17 protein-coding genes are annotated in these 17630 nt (G+C 72.8%); 9 read left to right on the forward strand and 8 right to left on the reverse strand.

What is annotated here, in order from left to right:
- Positions 1-314 precede the first annotated feature (314 nt).
- The gene (locus tag IE225_RS04455; protein ID WP_190055967.1) at positions 315-848 is read left to right on the forward strand and encodes an NUDIX hydrolase; all 534 of its coding nucleotides are present in this window, start codon (positions 315-317) and stop codon (positions 846-848) included.
- Here the strand turns inward: IE225_RS04455 and IE225_RS04460 are convergent.
- A complete protein-coding gene (locus tag IE225_RS04460; protein WP_190055968.1) occupies positions 826-2166 on the reverse strand; it encodes an NsdA family TPR-like regulatory protein in 1341 nt (446 codons plus the stop codon). The two genes, IE225_RS04455 and IE225_RS04460, sit on opposite strands and share 23 nt — an antisense overlap.
- Before the next feature lie 112 nt (positions 2167-2278).
- Here IE225_RS04460 and IE225_RS04465 point away from each other — a divergent pair, with 112 nt between their 5' ends.
- From IE225_RS04465 to IE225_RS04475, 3 genes are all read left to right on the forward strand, one after another.
- Positions 2279-2521, forward strand: a complete 243-nt coding sequence (locus IE225_RS04465; protein WP_190055969.1) for a hypothetical protein — start codon at positions 2279-2281, stop codon at positions 2519-2521.
- A gap of 250 nt (positions 2522-2771) precedes the next feature.
- Entirely contained in the window at positions 2772-3215 is a 444-nt protein-coding gene (locus IE225_RS04470; protein WP_190055970.1) for a glycine-rich domain-containing protein, read from the forward strand.
- Positions 3216-3285: 70 nt separating this feature from the next.
- On the forward strand, positions 3286-4122 hold the full coding sequence (locus IE225_RS04475; RefSeq protein ID WP_190055971.1) for a protein kinase domain-containing protein: 837 nt from the start codon (positions 3286-3288) through the stop codon (positions 4120-4122).
- A 255-nt stretch (positions 4123-4377) separates the two neighbouring features.
- On the opposite strand, the gene IE225_RS04480 is transcribed toward IE225_RS04475, so the two are convergent.
- Positions 4378-5310 carry a helicase C-terminal domain-containing protein gene (locus IE225_RS04480; RefSeq protein WP_229879229.1) on the reverse strand — a complete coding sequence of 311 codons (933 nt, stop codon included), beginning with the start codon at positions 5308-5310 and terminating at the stop codon, positions 4378-4380.
- Between the two features lie 580 nt (positions 5311-5890).
- Positions 5891-6634, reverse strand: a complete 744-nt coding sequence (locus tag IE225_RS04485; protein WP_190055972.1) for a hypothetical protein — start codon at positions 6632-6634, stop codon at positions 5891-5893.
- 216 nt (positions 6635-6850) lie between these two features.
- Between IE225_RS04485 and IE225_RS04490 the strand changes: the two genes are divergently transcribed.
- Both IE225_RS04490 and IE225_RS04495 read left to right on the forward strand, forming a co-directional pair.
- Positions 6851-7684: a TIGR04222 domain-containing membrane protein gene (locus tag IE225_RS04490; RefSeq protein ID WP_190055973.1), complete on the forward strand. Its 834-nt coding sequence runs from the start codon at positions 6851-6853 to the stop codon at positions 7682-7684.
- Between the two features lie 402 nt (positions 7685-8086).
- Complete coding sequence (locus IE225_RS04495; protein WP_229879230.1) at positions 8087-10132, forward strand: cellulose binding domain-containing protein; 2046 nt, start codon at positions 8087-8089, stop codon at positions 10130-10132.
- Positions 10133-10279: 147 nt separating this feature from the next.
- Here IE225_RS04495 and IE225_RS04500 read toward each other — a convergent pair whose 3' ends face one another.
- On the reverse strand, positions 10280-10654 hold the full coding sequence (locus IE225_RS04500) for a DUF6234 family protein (protein WP_190055975.1): 375 nt from the start codon (positions 10652-10654) through the stop codon (positions 10280-10282).
- Between the two features lie 501 nt (positions 10655-11155).
- On the opposite strand from IE225_RS04500, the gene IE225_RS04505 reads away from it, so the two are divergent.
- The 3 genes from IE225_RS04505 to IE225_RS04515 all read left to right on the forward strand — a co-directional run bounded on the left by IE225_RS04505 (position 11156) and on the right by IE225_RS04515 (position 13339).
- Positions 11156-11569 (forward strand): globin family protein, encoded by a 414-nt coding sequence (locus IE225_RS04505; RefSeq protein ID WP_190055976.1) that lies wholly within the window; start codon positions 11156-11158, stop codon positions 11567-11569.
- A 92-nt stretch (positions 11570-11661) separates the two neighbouring features.
- Positions 11662-12768 (forward strand): globin domain-containing protein, encoded by a 1107-nt coding sequence (locus IE225_RS04510; protein WP_190055977.1) that lies wholly within the window; start codon positions 11662-11664, stop codon positions 12766-12768.
- Between the two features lie 49 nt (positions 12769-12817).
- On the forward strand, positions 12818-13339 hold the full coding sequence (locus tag IE225_RS04515; RefSeq protein WP_268249986.1) for a DivIVA domain-containing protein: 522 nt from the start codon (positions 12818-12820) through the stop codon (positions 13337-13339).
- Between the two features lie 408 nt (positions 13340-13747).
- Here the strand turns inward: IE225_RS04515 and IE225_RS04520 are convergent, their stop codons facing one another.
- The 4 genes from IE225_RS04520 to IE225_RS04535 all read right to left on the reverse strand — a co-directional run bounded on the left by IE225_RS04520 (position 13748) and on the right by IE225_RS04535 (position 16883).
- Positions 13748-13888 (reverse strand): hypothetical protein, encoded by a 141-nt coding sequence (locus IE225_RS04520; protein WP_190055979.1) that lies wholly within the window; start codon positions 13886-13888, stop codon positions 13748-13750.
- A gap of 155 nt (positions 13889-14043) precedes the next feature.
- Positions 14044-14613, reverse strand: coding sequence for a hemerythrin domain-containing protein (locus IE225_RS04525; RefSeq protein ID WP_190055980.1), 570 nt, complete (start codon positions 14611-14613; stop codon positions 14044-14046).
- A 1-nt stretch (position 14614) separates the two neighbouring features.
- The gene (locus IE225_RS04530) at positions 14615-15814 is read right to left on the reverse strand and encodes a hypothetical protein (protein WP_190055981.1); all 1200 of its coding nucleotides are present in this window, start codon (positions 15812-15814) and stop codon (positions 14615-14617) included.
- Between the two features lie 346 nt (positions 15815-16160).
- Positions 16161-16883 (reverse strand): ANTAR domain-containing protein, encoded by a 723-nt coding sequence (locus IE225_RS04535; protein ID WP_190055982.1) that lies wholly within the window; start codon positions 16881-16883, stop codon positions 16161-16163.
- Between the last annotated feature and the right edge of the window lie 747 nt (positions 16884-17630).

Genomic DNA, 17630 nt, shown 5'->3' on the forward strand with positions numbered 1-17630 from the left:
TGCCCCATGCGTGCCAGGCGGTGCGAGAAACCACGGGAACAGCAAGCACCACGTGCGCGTCCACCGAAGGACCGGCGTCACTCCGCCACAGATCAACCCGACATCCACCCGTAGGCAACCCAAGCTTTCCAGGCTGAGACCTCGGTGAGATCTCCCTGCCATCACTCCTGGGTCCGTCCGCCTGACGCTCAGTCCCCAGCCGGAGGGCGGGGCCTCGCGCCGCATTTCGTCAAGATGACGCGAAAAGAGGAGAACATGCATCCGCCTCCGGATCGGTCTGCGATCCTGGAGGCTGATCGAGAGGGGCCGCAGGTATGGAGTGGAAGACCCACGGTGAGCGTCAGATCTACACCAACAAGTGGGTGAACCTGTGTCTGGTCGACGTCCAGCAGCCTGATGGGCGCAGGTGGGAGTACCACGTCGTGCGGCTCCGGCACCTGGCCGTGGCCGCCGTGGTCAACGACCGCAAAGAGGTCCTGATGATGTGGCGGCACCGCTTCATCACCGACTCGTGGGCGTGGGAGCTGCCCATGGGCCTGGTCGAGGAGGGCGAGACCCCGGAGGAGGCGGCGGCCCGCGAGGTCCTGGAGGAGACGGGCTGGCGCCCTGGGCCCATCAAGCCCCTCATCTACGCGGAGCCGGCCAACGGCATCACCGACTCGCAGCACCACGTCTTCCGCGTGGACGGCGCGACCTACGCCGGGCCGCCCACGGAGAAGAACGAGTCCGACCGTATCGAGTGGATCCCCCTCTCCGAGATCCGGGGCATGATCGACCGCCGGGAGATCGTGAGCAGCGGATCGCTGGTGGGTCTGCTGTATCTGCTCATGGACGAGGCGATCCGCTGACGGGCGGGAGGAGTTCGCGCAGCCGCGCCTCGAAGGCCAGGGCTACGGGCTCTTGCCGGTGCGGGGCCAACTGGTCGTAGAACTCCCTGAGATGGCCCGTCACGCGCTCCGAGGCGACCGCCGACGCGGGTTCCAGGGCTTGCGTGGCCGTGTGGCATGCCTGGTCGAGCTTGCCCTGGTCCAGCTGCGTCCGTGCCAGCCAGAACGAGTGGAACGCGCGTCCTCGCTGGTTGGTGCGGGCCTCCCGCCGCAGAGCGTCCGCGATCAAGGGCTCGGCGGTTGCTGCTTCGCCCAGTCGGCCATGGGCGATGCCCGTGTCCACGATGAGCTTCGGCTCGTCGAAGTAGGTCACCCATGACGGGTCCGGGTCGCTCGGCCTGATCCGCCCGAAGTGGCGGTGCGCTTCCCCGATCGCCCGGTGGGTGCCGGCGCGGTTCCCGAGGGTGGCGTGGGCGAACGCCTCGCGCATGGACAGCATCGACAGAACGCGCGGGGTGGTACCGAGGGCCGAGCGGGCCTGGTCCTGGGCGGCGGTCACAAGCGCGAGGGAATCCGCGGGCTTGTCCTGGTAGGTGGCCTGCAGGCTCATGCAGGCGAGGACGTTGGCCATGAACTGCCGGTCGTCGATCTCCTTGGCCAGGTGCAGCGCCTCGGTGAAGTAGGCGCGGGCCTGGTGGTACTGGCGGGCGTCGAAGTACGTCCAGCCGGTGAGGCGGGCCAGCTCGGCCGCGATGCCGTACAGGCCGTTCTGGATGGACGGCGGCCTGTGCTCCTTCAGCAGGCCGACGACGTACCGGAGCTGGCCTACGATGGCCGGCCTCAGCGTCTCGCCGCCGTGCTGGTCGTCTCGCCGCCAGTAGTCCTGGATGGAGGAGCGGAAGGCTTCGAGTGTCGCTGCGCTGAGCTTCGTCTGCGTGGCCAGGGCCAGGATGCTGTCGACGTCGGGGCCGGGTAGCGACGCGCGGGTCTGCTGCTCGGGCTCGGGCGGTTGCGGCGCCTGTCGTTCGGATACGGCGAGGGCCTGGGGCGTCTCCCACGGCCTGCGGGCAAGTCCGAGCATGTGTCCTGGGATGCGCAGGCCGTCGGAGATCCGCTCGATGACGTCCATGTGCTGCAACTGGCGCCGTCCTGCGATGACTTCGCCGACGCGGCTCGGGGTCAGATCGCACCGCCGGGCGATCATCGACGGGTAGATGCCGGCCTTGGTCTTCACCAGCCGGAAGACTCTGGCGAAGTCCCGTACCCGACACGCTTCGATCATCTCGGGATCGGTGAGCAGCCTGGCAGGAAGTTCCTGCGGCCGGTCGGTGTCGGGCATCGGGTGGCTCCCCACTGCGAGGGCTACGCAACGTTGCTGGTTGTTTACGTGTCGCGATATTACCCAAGTTGGGTAATCAGCCTGACCTTCTGTCAGGGCTCTCCGTCCCGGGATGCTCCTGTGCATGGCGAGCAACCAGCAGACCAGACCAGGCATCGGTGAACTGGCGAAGGACACCGCCAGTGGACGTATCGGCGTCGTCATGGGCGAGGTCGGCGGCCGTGTGCAGATAAGGCCGATCGGTGGCGGCGTGGAGTGGGAGGCCATGCCGGGCAACGTGGTGGCGCCGAGTGCGCGGGAGGAACTGAGCGCACGCCTGGCCGTCAGGAACGGCAACAGCCGATGCGGGCTGTGATGCGCGCCGTCGGCCGGTATGCGGGAGTCCTGCTCATCGTCATGATCAGCGGGTCGTGCGGCCTGGTGATCGGCGTGGCTCTCGCCACCGGCCAGTAGACCGGCCGCCCCGGACGGGTGCCCGTTCCCCGGCTCCCCCCACCCGTCCGGGGTGGCCTTCCAAGCCCGCCTCCTGGTCGTCCTCGCACCAAGGATCGGCGACCGATGCGGGCGGTAACTGCCATGCACCGCCACACACAAGGAGCAGTCGTATGACGGCAACGGCGAACGACCAGAGGACCGGCCGCGCGGTGGCGGGTGAGGAGCTGTTCGCAAGCCTCACCCGCTTCGTGGCCGCCCACAACGGGCAGTCGCCCGAGCGGGCCGAGCGGATCGCGGACCAGGCGGTCGCCTTCGTGGTCACCGCGGCCACCGCCACCGTGCCCATGGTCCCGTCGGACGACGTGGACCTCGGCCTGCACGCGCTCATCCTGCACACCAAGGAGTACGCGGCCCTGTGCGAGCGGTACGCGGGCCGCTTCCTGCACCACAACCCGGCGCCGGGCGGCGGGGCCCGCGATCCCGAGAAGGTCGCCGCCTCGGCCCGTGCCATGAAGGCGGCCGGGTTCATGGTCTTCGACGACCTGTGGACCGTGGACGGCACGAACCTCGCCCAGTGCGACTCCGACTGCGGCCGGCCCTACGGTCAGGCGTAGCACACGACAGCAGCGACGCGGCCGGCCTCGATCCCCGGCCGGCCGCGCTCGCCCGGAAGGAGAAGAAGCGTTGTCCGGGTCATCCCCTGAACTGCCGATCGTGGTGCTCGACGCGCTGATGCCCACGGCACAGCGCCTGGTCGTGAACCGCCGGGGCTCCATGGTCTGGGAGGTGGAGAGCGATCGGGGCCACTACGCCGTGAAGGTCGGCCACCCGATCGAGGCCACCGCCGACTGGCCGGCCCAGCCCTGGACGGCCCTCGCACCCGCGCGCGAAGGAGCCGTGCTGCACCGCCTCGGCCGCGACGACTTCGCCTACGGCGAGTGGGAGCGCGGGACGTGGAACTTCCAGCCGTGGCACGAAGGGCCGGACCTGTACCGGCTGTGGGAGCCCTGCCGCAGGAACGACCGGCCCTTCGAACCGCACGCCGACGTCGCGCTGCGCTGCGTGGAAGCGCTGGCCGAACTCCACGCCAAGGGATGGGCCCACGGCGACGTGCAGCCCGCCCACTTCATCATCGGGCCGGAACGGACCCATCTCATCGACCTCGCCCTGGCGCGGGGCGGGCGCATCCCCGCGGGATACGACTTCCCGTTCCGCGGCTGCCTCGTCCACTACGAGGCACCGGAGATCGCCCGCAGCGTCCTCGCGACCGGAGGAGCCGAACCGACACAGGAAGCCGACATCTACGCGCTCGGTGCCTCTCTCCTCATCTCCGCCACGGGCCGGCGCGCCGTCGAGTACCCGGACGACGCTCCGCGCCCCGTGCAGAGAGAAGCCGTGGCGAAGGGACGACGCCGGCCGGTGAAGGTACCCGGCGAACTGGGCGAACTGATCGAAGCGATGCTCAGCCACGCACCGGAGGACCGACCGACCCTTCACGAGGTGAAAAAAGCCCTGAGCTGACTTCCAACAACCCAAAGACCGGACCACCCCTCAGCCTGGACGGCACCCCGGGTGGTCCGGTCGCGGAAGCCCTGATCAGTACGGTCATGTCCGCTGCAGTGGTGTGCCGAAAGCCGCTCGGTGGTCTCGTGTGCGGCTGTGCAACGGCGCCGGCCGGTCACCGACAGTGCGCGAGCGCGCTCCCGTCGGCGATCCTTCGGGACGCGTACGGCGCGCCGCGCACGTCTTGTCCCCGCCGTTCCCGTCGGCCCGGCGCTACGTCGGGGGCATCACCCCGTGGATCCGCGACAGCGTGAACACCCGCTCCGCGTCGCGGAGATGACACCACGCGTACAGATACGGAGGGTCGAGTTCGAGGCCGCTGATGGTGCGGATCGTGCGGCTGCCCGTGGCGTCGACGTACTCGACGGTGACCGCCGTACCGTCGTCGACGGCGTGGGCGAGTTGGCGGACGTCGGCGTGGGAGAGCCGGGTCGCGCATCCGGCGATGATCTCTTCGGTGTCGGTGGCGAAGGGGAGGCCGTGGTACGGGTCGGGGGCGGGGTGGGCGAGCGGGGCGTCCGCGAGCCGGGCGGCCAGTGCGGTCAGCTCGGCTCGCCCGGGGGCGGCGGTGGACCGGACACCGGGCCCGTCGGCCGCTCTGCGCGGGGCCGGTACCGGCGCCTTCACCCGGTGCCTGCGCGGCCGTTCGACCCGCACGGTTCCCTCGGCCGTCTCCGCGACCGGCGCGTATCCCTCGGCCCGCAGTGCGGCGAGGGTTTTCTCCAGCGGGGTGCGGCTGACGAGGACGGTCGGGGCGAGGTGCCGCAGGCCCAGTCGGGAGAGTGTGCGGTGGGCGGCGATCTCGGCGAGGAGGGCGGGTTCCTCGCCGTGGAGGACGCAGGCGGCCGAGGCGATGCGGATCCGGCCGTGGCCGCGCGCCGTGTCCGTGATCAGGTAGGACAGGGGCTGGGGCAGCGGGCCCGCGGCGACGGCGGTCAAGTCGGCCTCGATGGAGTCCGGGCCGCGGCCGGCGTCCAGGGCGCGGCGGACGCTCGCCGCGCTGAACCGCCACAGCGAGGCCGTGCCGCTGGTCTCCCGGTCGGCGACCGAGTCCAGCAGCGTGACCAGCCGCGCGGCGGGCGTGCCGGTGACGACGGCGGTCAGGTCGCTGCCGAAGCGGGCCGTCGTGGTGGCGGCGGGAAGCAAACGGTGGCAGGCGGCGGCCAGTTCCTCGGCGCTTTCGGCGAGCAGGGCGGCGCGAGCCGGGGCAGTGCGAGGGCGACCGAGCCCGGGCGTTGCAGGCGTTCGGCCAGTTCGCTCACCGAACGGGGCTCCGGCGGGGACACCGCGTCCGGCCGTGCCGCGAGCACCTGCGCCAGGGGTTCGGCGCCGAGGCGGTGCAGCCACGCCGCCAGGGTCGACTTACCGGACTTCTTGCCGGACTTCACTGATCAGTCCACCTCGTGAAGGGAAACGCCACGCAGTGCGCCGGCGGGCCGGGCAACACGTGGTATGCCGTACGGCCTCCCAGCATGGCGCATCCGGCCGGTCCCGTTGGCGCCGTTCCGGGGGGTGTGAGCCGGCCGAAGCCGCCGGCGTCCCTGTCCGCGGTCGCAGGCCGGACTGTCCGGGATGATCAACTCCCTGAGACCGGACGGTCCTTGAGATCGGACGGTCCTTGAGAGCGGTCAGTCCCTGAGATCGATCATCCGTACGGGTTGTCCGGTCGTACGGGCGATCGTCTCCCGGGCGTGGAGCCGCGGCGCCCGGCCGGGCGCCGGCGTCGTCAGAAGGTGTCCGTGCCGGTGTCCGACCAGGTCTCCTCGCGTCGCTCCCAGGGCTCCTTGTGCGTCGCGCTCCGGTGCAGTGCCAGGCTCTGGTCTTCGTCCAGGGCTTGCATGGCCGGATGTTCCGGCAACCGGGCGCAGTGCTGCCGGAAGACGTCGGGCACGCCGACCCACAGTCCCACCGCCAGCAGAACGAGCGGCACCGCGATCAGCAGCCCGAGGAGCGGGGTGGTGATGAGCCCGGCCAGGAACTCCCGCCATCCCTGGAAGGCCGCCCCGGTCAGCCACCACAGTTGCACGGCGTAGAACAAGGACAGCGCCAGCAGGGACAGGGTGGCCGTGCGGAAGAGGGTGTCCGTCTTGTCCTCGGCCGGCCAGACGGGGACCCTTGCCTGCTGCCGGCTCAGGAAGTTCTCGCGACGCTCGCGGTAACCGCTCTCCGAGGTGAGTCTCCGCAGGTAGGTCGGCGTTTCCGTGCGCCGCAGGGTGTCCAGCAGGGCGGCGGGGAGGGGGTGTTCCGGTGTGTTCATCGGCTCGGCGCCGCGCTCGGTGAGGGTGATGCCGCCCTCGGAGTCGATCCGCGCCAGGCCGTCGACGATCAGCGCGGCCGCCGCTGCCCGGTCGACATCCGTCGTCCAGCCTGTCGTGTAGACGGCGTGGTAGGGGTCGATCTCGAAATCGGCGAGCGCCGCGTCGAGTCTGCGGCTGGCGCGGCGACGCACCCACCAGGCCACGCTGAGCACGGCATACACGACACCGGCGCCGGCCAAGCACCACTGAACGACCGTGAGTTGGTTCACCATCCGAGGGTGGCAGCCACCGGCGGCCACGGCCAGATGCCGGGCCTTCGCGGTCTTCCGGCACGCGGTCGCCGGCAGGCGTCCGCCTCCGTCCCGCCCGCGCTTGGCACGTCGTGCGCGGGGGTATCGTCCGCGTGTGCCGGGAGGCTCCGCCGCTGGATGCCGAGGGGGAAGGCGATGGTGTGGTTCGGGGTGCTCGCCGTGCTGTGCCTGCTGGTCGGTGCGGCCGCCGTGCGTTTCCGCCGGGCCTATCGGCGCCTCGTCGACGCACCGGTCACTCCGCGCCCGCAGCACGAGGAGTTGAGCCTGTACGAGGTGGCGTTCCTTCACGGACAGGGCTGGCGCGTCGTGCTCACGGCCCTGTCCGCCATGATGCTCGGCGGGCGGCTGACCGCGTACGGCAAAGAGGTCACCATCACCGACCCCGTCCCCCGGGACGAGGTCGAGGCCGATGTCATCAAGGTCATCGGCCTGGCACCACGCCGGCGCGTGTGGGACCGCATGCACCGGCTCGGCGAGAGCGCGAGCGTCGACGCCGTCGGCGACCGTCTGGCCGGGCAGGGGCTGGTGGGCAGCCCCACCCGGTGCCGCGCCGCCGACGCGGCCTTCACCAATCTGCTCGTCTGGCTGTGGTGCACCGTCGTCTTCGCCCTGGTCGCCGCGGTGTTCGCCGCTTTGGGCGACCGTGCGGCCCTGATCGCCCTCGCCGTCGCCGTGCCGGCGCTGGCCGGTGGTTTCCTCGCCCAGCGGCACTCCGAGAAGTGGGATCCCGGCGTGACCGAGGCGGGACGCCGGGCCATGGTCCCGGACCGGAACCGTGACGGTGACCGCTTGGTGCCGCGCACGAACGACGCCCTGTCCTCGTACGACGTCAGATGCCTCGAAAGAGTCGTGTACGACGGGGTGTTGACCGGGTCTCTGGACCGGCTCCATGACGCCCTGATCGCTCCCCCGGAAACGTGGGACGACCCACCGGGCCTCGGCGGACTGTAGCGGGCGGACTGCAGAGGGCGGACCGCAGAGGGCGGACCGCAGAGGGCGGACTGCAGCGGGGCGGGAGCCGGAGCGGAGCCGCCCCGGCCGTCCTCTCCGGCGGTCCGTTCCGGCCGTCCTCCCCGCCCGCCCGCATCCGGGCAACGCGACGACCGTTGACAGCGGCAGTCGGACTCCCCACTATGGGAGCGCTCCCACGGCTCTGGTTCCCAGCTCTGGCTCCCCAGTTCTGGCTCCACCCTTCCGACGGAGACGCGGCACGCGGACCCGCCCGTCCCCGTCTCCCATGCCCGCAGCCATGCCCGCGGCCGTGCCCTCGCGCGGCGCCCCCACCGGGAGGAAACCGCTGTGCCGTCTCGCGACAGATCCGCCCGTCCCCACCGCCACCGCAGACTCGCCGCGGTGGCCGCGACCGCCCTCGCCGCTCTCGCCGGCGTGCTCCCCCTGTCGTCCCGGGCCTCGGCCGCCGCGGCGGACGCCACCGTCACCGTGAACGCCGACGCCGGGCTGGGCGTTCTGGGCCCCGCCGCGCTGGGCGCCAACGCCGCCATCTGGGACGCGCACATGAACGACCCGGAGGTGGCCTCCCTGATGAAGGCCGCGGGCGTGGGCGCCCTGCGCTACCCGGGCGGGTCGTACGCGGACATCTACCACTGGAAGGACCACAGCGCGCCCGGCGGCTACGTCGCGCCCGGCACCGGGTTCGACGACTTCATGGGCACCGTGAAGGCCGCGGGCGCACAGCCGGTGATCATCGCCAACTACGGCTCCGGCACTCCCGAGGAGGCCGCCGACTGGGTCAGGTACGCCAACGTCACCCGGCACTACGGCGCCCAGTACTGGGAGATCGGCAACGAGATCTACGGCAACGGCCACTACGGCAGCGGCTGGGAGAACGACACCCACGCCGACAAGTCGCCGAAGGAGTACGCCCGCCAGGTCAAGGCCTACGCCGCCGCGATGAGGGCCGTCGACCCCACCGTGAGGATCGGCGCCGTGCTGACCACGCCCGGCAACTGGCCGGACGGGGTCATCGGCAGCGGCGACGCCGGCGACTGGAACCACAGCGTGCTCGCCGAGGTCGCCCACGACATCGACTTCGTGAGCGTGCACTGGTACCCGGGCGGCTCCGCCGACGACCCGGCCGTGGACAAGGTGGCGCGGCTTCCCGGCGAACTCCGCGAGATACGCAACCTGTTGGACCGCTACGCCGGGACCGACGCGGCGCGGATCGGCATCGCCATGACGGAGGTGAACGCGAGCACGGGCGGCACCCCGTTCACCACCCGCCCCAACGGCCTCTTCGCGGCGGACGCCATGATGACCGCCCTGGAGAACGGCGTGTTCACGGTGGACTGGTGGGACACCCACAACGGGGCGGGCACCGTCTCCACCGTGGACGGGGAGACGGACTACGGTGACATGGGCATGCTGTCCAATGCCACCTGCTCCGGGTCCGTGTGCGAACCGGCCGCCAACACCCCGTTCGCCCCCTACTACGGAATCAAGGCCCTCGCCGCACTCGGCGGCGCCGGCGACACCATGGTGGCCTCCGGCTCCTCCTCCCCGCGCGTCTCCGCGCACGCCGTCGAGCAGGCGGACGGCGACCTGGCCGTGCTGCTGGTCAACAAGGACGCCGGCGCGGCGCACACCGTGGACCTGGACTACGCCGGCTTCACCCCGGACCGCGGCGCCCCGGCGGTGCTGCGCTGGGCACCCGGCGACGCCGACCTGGTGCCGGCGCCCGGCACGGCCTCGTCCTCCCGGGCCGTCCTGCCCCCGTCCTCCCTCACCGTGCTGACCCTTCACCCGCAGCCGGACAGCGGCCCGTCGACTCAGGTCGGCACCCCGGGCACGCCCCGCACCACCTCGGTGAGCGACACCTCGGTCGATCTGTCCTGGCCCGCCGCCACCGGGAAGGTGGTCCGCTACGGCGTCTACGAGCAGTCGGGGACCGGCCTGCGGCTGCTGGCCGAGTCCACCGGCACGTCCGTGACCGTGCCCAACCTGCCGCCGGGGTCCGTCCACACGGTCAACGTCCTGGCCACCGACGCCGCGGGACGCCTCTCCCGGCCCTCGGCACCCCTGACCTTCACCACCGGTTCGCCTCGACGGAGCACCTGCGCGGTCGAGTACCGGGTGACGGCCGGCTGGGGCAACGGCTTCGTCGCCGCCGTCACCCTGACCAATCTGGGCCCGGACCCCGTCGACGGCTGGAGCCTGGACTTCGACTGGCCCGACGCCGGGCAGTCCGTGACCGGCGCGTGGAACGCCGAGGTCACCGACGACGACGGGCACGTGCACGCGACCGGCGCGGACGGCAACACCCGCCTGGCGGCCGACGGCGCCTCGACCGTCTCGTTCGGCTTCACGGGCGCCAACGACGGCCCCAACCCCGCGCCGACGGTCTTCCGCATCAACGGGACGGTCTGCACCACGAGGTCCTGAACCACGAGGTCCTGAACCAGGAGGTCCTGAACCAGGAGGTCCTGACCGCACACCTGCGGCGCGCCCGCCTCCGGACCGCCCGCACGAGGCCCTGGGGCGGCCGCCGGCACCGTGCTCCCGGAGCCGCCGCCGAGCCGTGCCGGCGGATCACCGGGGAGGCCGGCGGGGGTCGGCGCACTCCAGGCCGGCGTGGCAGGCGTCCCGGTAGGAACGCTCGTAGGCGCGCTCCCCGGCGGATTTCAGGAAGAGCAGGACGCCGCAGGCGACGACCACCATCACGGCCTGGCCGACGGCGACCGCGCGCACGCGCCGGATCCCGGCCACGACCGCGGCGACCAGGGCGGCGATCGCCACCGCCAGGACCTTCCCGGCGTAGGGGCCCGGCGGATCGCCCTGGTGCTGCGGATCCCACGACCAGTAGGTCGCCCACCACGACAGGAGGACCAGGACGAGAGCTGCGGACTCGACGACGGCCAGGACCACGGCAGGCCCCCGCCCCCTGCGCTCGGTGTTCACCCTCACCAGGCGACCATCGCCCAGGCGGCCGCGCGGTGTCGTGAGTACCCGTACTCAATCTGCCCGCGGAGAGCTCCCGCCTGCGACATGGTGTCCCGTCCATGGCGAACTCCCGCCCGCGGCGAGTGCGAGCCGGGCCCGTCCGCGACAGGGCCGCCGCCCTCTCCACCCGCGGGGCCCCGCGCCCGGGTCGGGCGGTTCTGCGGCCTGCGGGAACGGCATAGCCCCCGGCGGGTGCGCCCGGGGCTTCCCCGTCTCCGGATCCGGGTCGGTCCGGCAGTGGGGGTCGGCAGGGCAGTGTAGCGAGGATGCGGGTGCAACTCCCTTATGGCAAAGGTCACAACACCCCCTCACCTCGTCAACTTGCCCTGCACATATGACCAGTTCGGCGTCATCCTTCGAGCCCGCGGTCACAAACCGTGGCCGCCCGGCCCCGGCGCCACCGCCCGGCGACCGCTTCGGGCCCGGCTTGTTCGAACAGTACGCGGCTGGCTACAGTCGGCCCGCGTGACCGCAGACCCCTCACTCATCCGAAGCAGCTTCGCGGCCGTCCAGTCCCACGGGCCACAGCTGACCGAGTACTTCTACGACCACCTGTTCACCCACCACCCCGAGCTGCGCCCGCTGTTCGCCGCCCACCTCGACGAGCAGCGCGACCGCCTGTGGGCCGCGCTGGGTGCCCTGGTCGCCAACCTGGAGAACACCGACACGCTGGTGGGCATGCTGCAGAACCTGGGGCGCCGCCACGCCGGCTACGGCGCGCTGGCGGAGCACTATCCCGCCGTGGGGGACAGCCTGATCGCCGCCCTGCGCCACTACGCGGGCGACGCGTGGACGCCGGCCGTCGAGGAATCCTGGACGGCGGTCTACGGCGTGATCAGCAGCACCATGGCGGCGGCCGGCGACCCCGCCGCACGCTGAACCCGAGCCCGGCACACAGTTTCTGACGAGCCGTCGAACGGCTCCCGAGCATTTCGGAGGTCCCCCCTGATACCAGCCACCGGAGGGCGGACATGAGCGATTCCCAGGCACTGCGAGATTCCTTCGCCCTGGTGGGCAAGTCGGGGGACGAGGTACCCCGGTACTTCTACTCGTACCTGTTCCTCATCGCGCCGGAGGTCCGGCCGATGTTCCCGGTCTCCATGGACGTGCAGCGCGATCGGCTCGTCGCCGCCCTGGGCCGGATCGTCGCGGACGCGGACAACCCGGACCGGCTCGTTCCGTACCTGCAGCAACTGGGCCGCGACCACCGGAAGTTCCAGGTGGTGGCGCAGCACTACGAGGCCGTGGGACAGGCGCTGCTGGCCACGCTGGCCTACTTCCTGGGCGATGCGTGGACCCCGGAGCTGCAGCGCGGCTGGACCGATGCGTACACCCTGGTGGCCCGCACCATGGTGGAGGCCGCGGAGGCCGACAGCAGGGTCAACCCGCCGTGGTGGAACGCCGAGGTGGTGCACCACGAGCGGCGCGGCTTCGACCTCGCGGTCCTCACGCTGCGCCTGGACCATCCGATGACGTACCTGGCCGGCCAGTCCGTCATGGTGCAGACCCCGACGGTGCCGAGCACCTGGCGGTCGTTCACCCCGGCCAACGCGCCGCGCGCCGACGGGACCGTCGAACTGCACGTGCGCGCCGTCGACGGCGGCCTGGTCAGCCCGGCCATGGTCTACGGACTGCGACGGGGCGACGTGCTGCGGCTGGGGGCCCCGGTCGGCGACCGGCTCACGCTGCGGGCGTCCGGCGGCCGGGACCTGGTGCTGATCGCCGGAGGCACCGGACTGGCCCCGCTGCGCGCCCTGGTGGAGGAGATCGCCCGGCACGGGCCGCACCGGCAGGTGGACCTGTTCGTCGGGGCACGCGACACGCACGGCCTGTACGACCAGCCCGTGCTGCGGCAGTTGACCGAGGCCCACCCGTGGCTCCGGGTCACACCGCTGGTCGGCGCGGACGCCGGCACCTTCGACAACCGCAGCCTCGCCGGCCCGGTCCTGCGCGCCGGCGCCTGGCACGGGCGTTCCTTCTACGTCTGCGGCTCGCCGGCCATGGTGTCCGCGACCGTACGCGATCTGGCGAGCGCGGGCGTCCCCCACGACCTGCTGCACTTCGAAGACGCTCGGTGATCGGAGACACGTGAACAGGACAGGAGCACGCCATCCGGGGGAGTACCGGGTGACCCCCGAGGCACTGCGATCGATGACCTTTCCCCGGGCCTCCCTGACGCGACGCGGCTACAACGAGGAAGCGGTGCACGACGCCCTGCGCCGCTGCGCGACGGCCCTGACCGAACTGAAGGAGGAGAACGACCGCCTGCGGGCGGACATGCAGCGCCACCGGGACTGGATCCGCGCGAACAACATCGGCGACGGCAGCGGCCCGACCGGTGTGCCGACCGTGGACGCCGTGCTGCAGCAGGCCCGCGCCCAGCAGGCGGCCGAGCAGACCGTCTCCGTCGCCCGGGAACAGGCCCGGAACATGGTGCGGGCCGCGCGGGCCCAGGCGGAGGCGATCCTGCAGCAGGCGTGGGAGAAGACCGCCCATGCGGGCGACGGCGGCCCGGAGGAGACCGAACGGCTCATCTCCTACCTGCGCCAGATCGCGCGGTCCCTGTCGGTCACCGCGGACGAGTACGCCGCCAAGCGCGCCCGGGCCGTCCCGTCGGCCGCCGCCCCGGCCCCTCCGCCCGGCCGCTGACCGGCCCACCGCCGCGCCGCCGACGCACGGACCCGGAGCGGCGGCGGGACGGCCCGTCGGTACGGCGGACGCCGCCTGCGGGGAGCGGACCGCCTGGCGGTCCCGCCCGGCGATCCGGCGGAAGGGACGGCACCCGGCGCGGAACACCGGCCGGTCCTCGTCCCCGTCCGCCGCGTCACCCGGCGCGGCCCGGACGCGGGCGGGGACGCGGAAGGGGACGGGGCCGCTTCCCGGGCCCCGCGCGGGGCCGGACCCCGTTCGGGGCCGAAATCCGCTCAGAGCCCGAGCCCGCTCAGAGCCCGAGCCCGCTCAGAGCCCGAGCCCGCTCAGAGCCCGAGCCCACCTAGAGCCCGAGCCCACCCAGGGCCGGAGCTCCAGGCCGGAGACCGAGCCCCAGGCCGGAGCCCGCTATTCCTTCTCGCCCCCCGGCTCGGGGACGTCGTCGCGCTCGCCCTCCGCCTGGGACGGCGTCGTCCGCGGCGGCTCGGGCCGCTCGTCGGCGGAGGTGTCCCGCTCGCCCTCCGCCTGGGACGGTGTCTGTTCGCTCATCGTGGTGACTCCTGGGTGCGGTGCCGGTCTCTCGGGGAGGTTCGGGGACCGGGTACCCCGCCGGCGGCCGCGGAAGACGGCCCCGCCGGCGGCCGCGGCGGTCCCGGCCCCGACCGGCCGGCCGGCGCCCCGCCGGTGGGCGGAGGCCGGTGCGTCTACCCGTTCCTGCCCATGGCCTTGCGCACCGCGTCCCGGGTGCGGTCCATGACGGACGCGACCGGGCCCAGCATCAGGTTCTTCACCGCGGACTCGGTGCCCGGGTGCGGGCGGGTCGGCGCCACGGCCTCGGCCGCGCGCAGCGCCGCCGCCATCGCGGCCAGGCGGGCCGGGCCGGCGGTGCGGCGGATGTGGTTGAACTCGTAGCGCTCCTCGGCCCGGGCGTGCGCCATCACCTCCAGGCGGAAGGCCTCCAGCGCGGGCAGGAACTCCGGGCTGTCCGGGTCCATGTCGTCCAGTTGGGAGAGGGTCTCCTTGGCCTTCCGTTCCTCCCGCAGGCGGTCCTCGACCACCTTCTCCCCGTCCGGGACGGACAGGCGGGTGAAGGGGTGGACGATCTCCTCCTCGGCCGTCTCGTGCACGGCGAGGAGCTGCACCAGGCGGCGGAAGGCGGCCCGGCGCTCGTTCCCGGTGGCCCGTTCCACCTCGTCGAAGAGGGTGCGGATGTCGCCGTGCTGACGCATCAGCAGGGCGACCACGTCGGTGTCGGAGGCGGTGATGCCGGCCATGTCACTTCTCCCTGGACGCGATGTCGGGGTGCGGGCCCTCGGTCTCCATGCGGTACTCGCGGCCGAACATCTCCCGGTGCTGCGCCATCACCTGCTCGCTCGGCGGCTCCTGGCCGCCGTGGATCCGCTCCTGCATCCGCTGGAACCGCTCGTGCGCGTCGCGGACGTAGCCGGCGCCGAGGGTGGTGAGGTCCATCTGCGTGTCCAGCAGGTGGCGCACGAACTGCTTGTTCTCCTCGAAGGTGAGCACGTTCGGCAGCTCCGGGGCGAGGATCTCCCGCGGCTCGCGGCCGTCGTGACGGCGCATCAGGTCGCAGGCGATGCGCAGGTGCTCCAGCTCCATGTTCAGGTGCAGCTCCCAGATCGCCCTCACCTTCGGGTCGGGCTCCTGCTCCATGAAGGAGTGGTAGAGGTAGCACTCGTTGTACTCGTGGTTGACGAGCTGCTCCCACCACGTCTCGCCCGGGTCGACGAGGGACTCGTAGTGGGTGACGTGCTCCTCCTCGATCAGGCCGATCTCCTGGTAGAGCCGCCGCGCGATCGGCTCCATGTACTGGGGGCCGACGTTCATGTAGAAGTTCATGGTCTGCTGCTCCGCCGACATGATCGTCAGCGCGTGCAGCTTGGAGAGCGGGTCGGTGGTGCCGCGGTCGTACGGGTCGCGCACGTTGTCGTACGGGTCGCGGTGGTGGAACTTGGTCGGGCGGCCCGGCATGACCTCGGTGAGGCCGTCGACGATCGACTCCGCCTTGCGGTGCTCGATCATCTCGTACAGGTTCGCGTACCGGTACAGGTGGTCGAAGTCCTCCAGCACGCCGAACTCGTACGCCTGCCGCAGGTACGGGTCGGGCTCGTGGCGGGCGACCCAGCCGGTGAGGTCGACCGCGACCTGCTCGTAGGCGATCGTCGTCTCCAGCACCGAGGCCAGGCCCGGCAGCAGCCAGTTGACCGCCTTCTGCTGCTGCGCCTCGACGTAACGGACCTGCGCGAGCTGCCGCTTCACCTCCGCGTCCGGGCAGTGGCGGGCGAACTGGTGGTTGAAGAGGATCGCCTCCACCTCGATGCCGTTCATCGTGATGATGCGGCAGCGGGTGTACGGGTCGCCCCGGTCGGGGTCCACGGGATCGACGTCGAGTTCGCGCCAGTCGCGGACCTGGCGTTCCAGGGGGATGCCTTGGTGTTCGAGGGGATTGAAGCCCATGGGGGGTCTCCTCGGCGGAGGGCCGGTACCGGGGTGCCCCGGGTACCCGTGCCCTCTGCCGGGCTAACGGCGGCGGGGCGGCGCGATCGGGTGAATTCCGGGCTGGGGTGGCGGGGCGTGCGTCTCCGACGGGGCGGGCCGAGGGCATGGGGCGGGCGGCGGACGGCCGGGCGGGAGGCCGGGAAGTCCTGGAAGCCCGGGAAGCTCGGAAAGTTCGGGAGGCGGTGGGGCGCGGATCAGTCCGTGAAGGTGCGGGCGCCAGTCCGTGAAGGTGCGGGCGCCAGTCCGTGAGGGTGCGGGCGTCAGTCCGTGAGGGTGCGGGCGTCAGTCCGTGAGGGTGCGGGCGTCAGTCCGTGAGGGTGCGGGCGACCGCCCTGCGCAGAGCGGTACGGATTTCGGGGGGCGGCGGCGGGGCGCCGGGGCCGGCGCTGGCGGTGACCGCGGCGGCCACGGTGCGCAGCTTGGTGTTGGACAGCTGGGAGGTCTGCCGCAGGATGGTCCAGGCCTGCTCGGAGGTGCAGGCGTGGGCGGCCATCAGGATGCCGCGGGCCTGGTCGATCACCGGGCGCGAGGTGATCGCGTGGCGGAGCTGGGCGATCTCCGCCTGCAGCCCCCGCATCTCCTCCTCCAGCAGCCGCAGCCGCTCCGCCCGCTCCCGGGCCACCGCCGAGGAGGCGAGGGCGGGAGCGGCGGGGCCGTCCGCCGGGGCGCGCAGCGGGTCGGTGGTGTCCAGGCCGGCCAGTTCCAGGACCCGGCGCGGCTGCCCCCGCCAGCCGGTGGTGCCGACCGGCACCGCCCGGCGCCGGCCGTGTTCGGCGAGGGTGTCGAGGAACTCCAGGCCGGCCGAGTCCATGAACGTCACCCCGGCCATGTCCAGGTCGATCCCGCGCACGCCGGGCGGCAGCGCGGCCAGCGTCTCGGCCAGGAGGCCGGGGCCGCCGCGGACCAGCTCGCCGCGCGGCCTGAGCACGGCCCGTCCGTCGCCCTCGATCCGGCGGTCGATCTCCAGGACGCGCAGGCGGGGGGTGACGCGGCCGCCGGGGGCGGCCGGGGCGGGAATGCCTCCCATGGGAGGGTCTTCGGCCGGGGCGCCTTCCGCGGAGGCGCCGGCCGCCGCGCCGCCTGCCGGAGCGCCCTCCACCGGAGCGCCCTCCACCGGAGCGCCCTCCGCCGGGGTGCCCTCCACCGGGGTGCCCTCCACCGGAGCGTCCTCCACCGGGGTGCCCTCCACCGGGGTGCCCTCCGCCGGGATGCCCCCTGCCGGAGCGTCTCCGGCCGGGAGCCGCCCGGTCGCGGAGGCGCCGGGCCGGTCGGTGTGAGGTCGTCCTGCGAGAGGTGATGGTGCCGCTGAGGTCATGTCCCGCCTTGGTGGTCCCCGACAGTGTGCGTGCGCCGTTCCGGCGTGGCCTTCCCCCGTCGCCGCCCGCCCGGACGACGGACGGTTCCGCCCCCGGGCGGCGCTGCGGTTCGCCTGCCCGCTTTGTGGCGTCCTACACCCGGTCGGCGGGCGGGGATCACCCGGCCGGGCGACGGCGTGCGCCGCCACCGCCCTCGCCGGGGCTGACCGCCCCCGCCCCGGGTACACGGGCGGAACGGAGCGCGGGCGTGGAGAATACTGGGCGGCGCGTCCGGGAGCGCGAGGGAGACGGTGGGGAGGACCCCTGCCGGGTGCGGACCCCGGCCGGCGGTGTCCCACCGCGGGCGGGGGCGCCGGGGCGGGCGGCCCGGCCGCTGCCCGGGCGGTACCGGCCGCGGGCGACGGGGGAGACCGGCCCGGCCACGCGCGCCATGCGGGAACGCGCGCCGGAACAGGCGC

Origin of the sequence: Streptomyces echinoruber (assembly GCF_014651135.1) — a bacterium.
GTDB lineage: Bacteria > Actinomycetota > Actinomycetes > Streptomycetales > Streptomycetaceae > Streptomyces > Streptomyces echinoruber.

Coding starts and splice junctions, on each gene's coding strand:
- IE225_RS04455 (WP_190055967.1), top strand. CDS start 315: ATGGAGTGGAAGACCCACGGTGAGCGTCAGATCTACACCAACAAGTGG.
- IE225_RS04460 (WP_190055968.1), bottom strand. CDS start 2,166: ATGCCCGACACCGACCGGCCGCAGGAACTTCCTGCCAGGCTGCTCACC.
- IE225_RS04465 (WP_190055969.1), top strand. CDS start 2,279: ATGCTCCTGTGCATGGCGAGCAACCAGCAGACCAGACCAGGCATCGGT.
- IE225_RS04470 (WP_190055970.1), top strand. CDS start 2,772: ATGACGGCAACGGCGAACGACCAGAGGACCGGCCGCGCGGTGGCGGGT.
- IE225_RS04490 (WP_190055973.1), top strand. CDS start 6,851: ATGCCGAGGGGGAAGGCGATGGTGTGGTTCGGGGTGCTCGCCGTGCTG.
- IE225_RS04510 (WP_190055977.1), top strand. CDS start 11,662: ATGAGCGATTCCCAGGCACTGCGAGATTCCTTCGCCCTGGTGGGCAAG.
- IE225_RS04520 (WP_190055979.1), bottom strand. CDS start 13,888: ATGAGCGAACAGACACCGTCCCAGGCGGAGGGCGAGCGGGACACCTCC.
- IE225_RS04525 (WP_190055980.1), bottom strand. CDS start 14,613: ATGGCCGGCATCACCGCCTCCGACACCGACGTGGTCGCCCTGCTGATG.
- IE225_RS04530 (WP_190055981.1), bottom strand. CDS start 15,814: ATGGGCTTCAATCCCCTCGAACACCAAGGCATCCCCCTGGAACGCCAG.
- IE225_RS04535 (WP_190055982.1), bottom strand. CDS start 16,883: ATGGGAGGCATTCCCGCCCCGGCCGCCCCCGGCGGCCGCGTCACCCCC.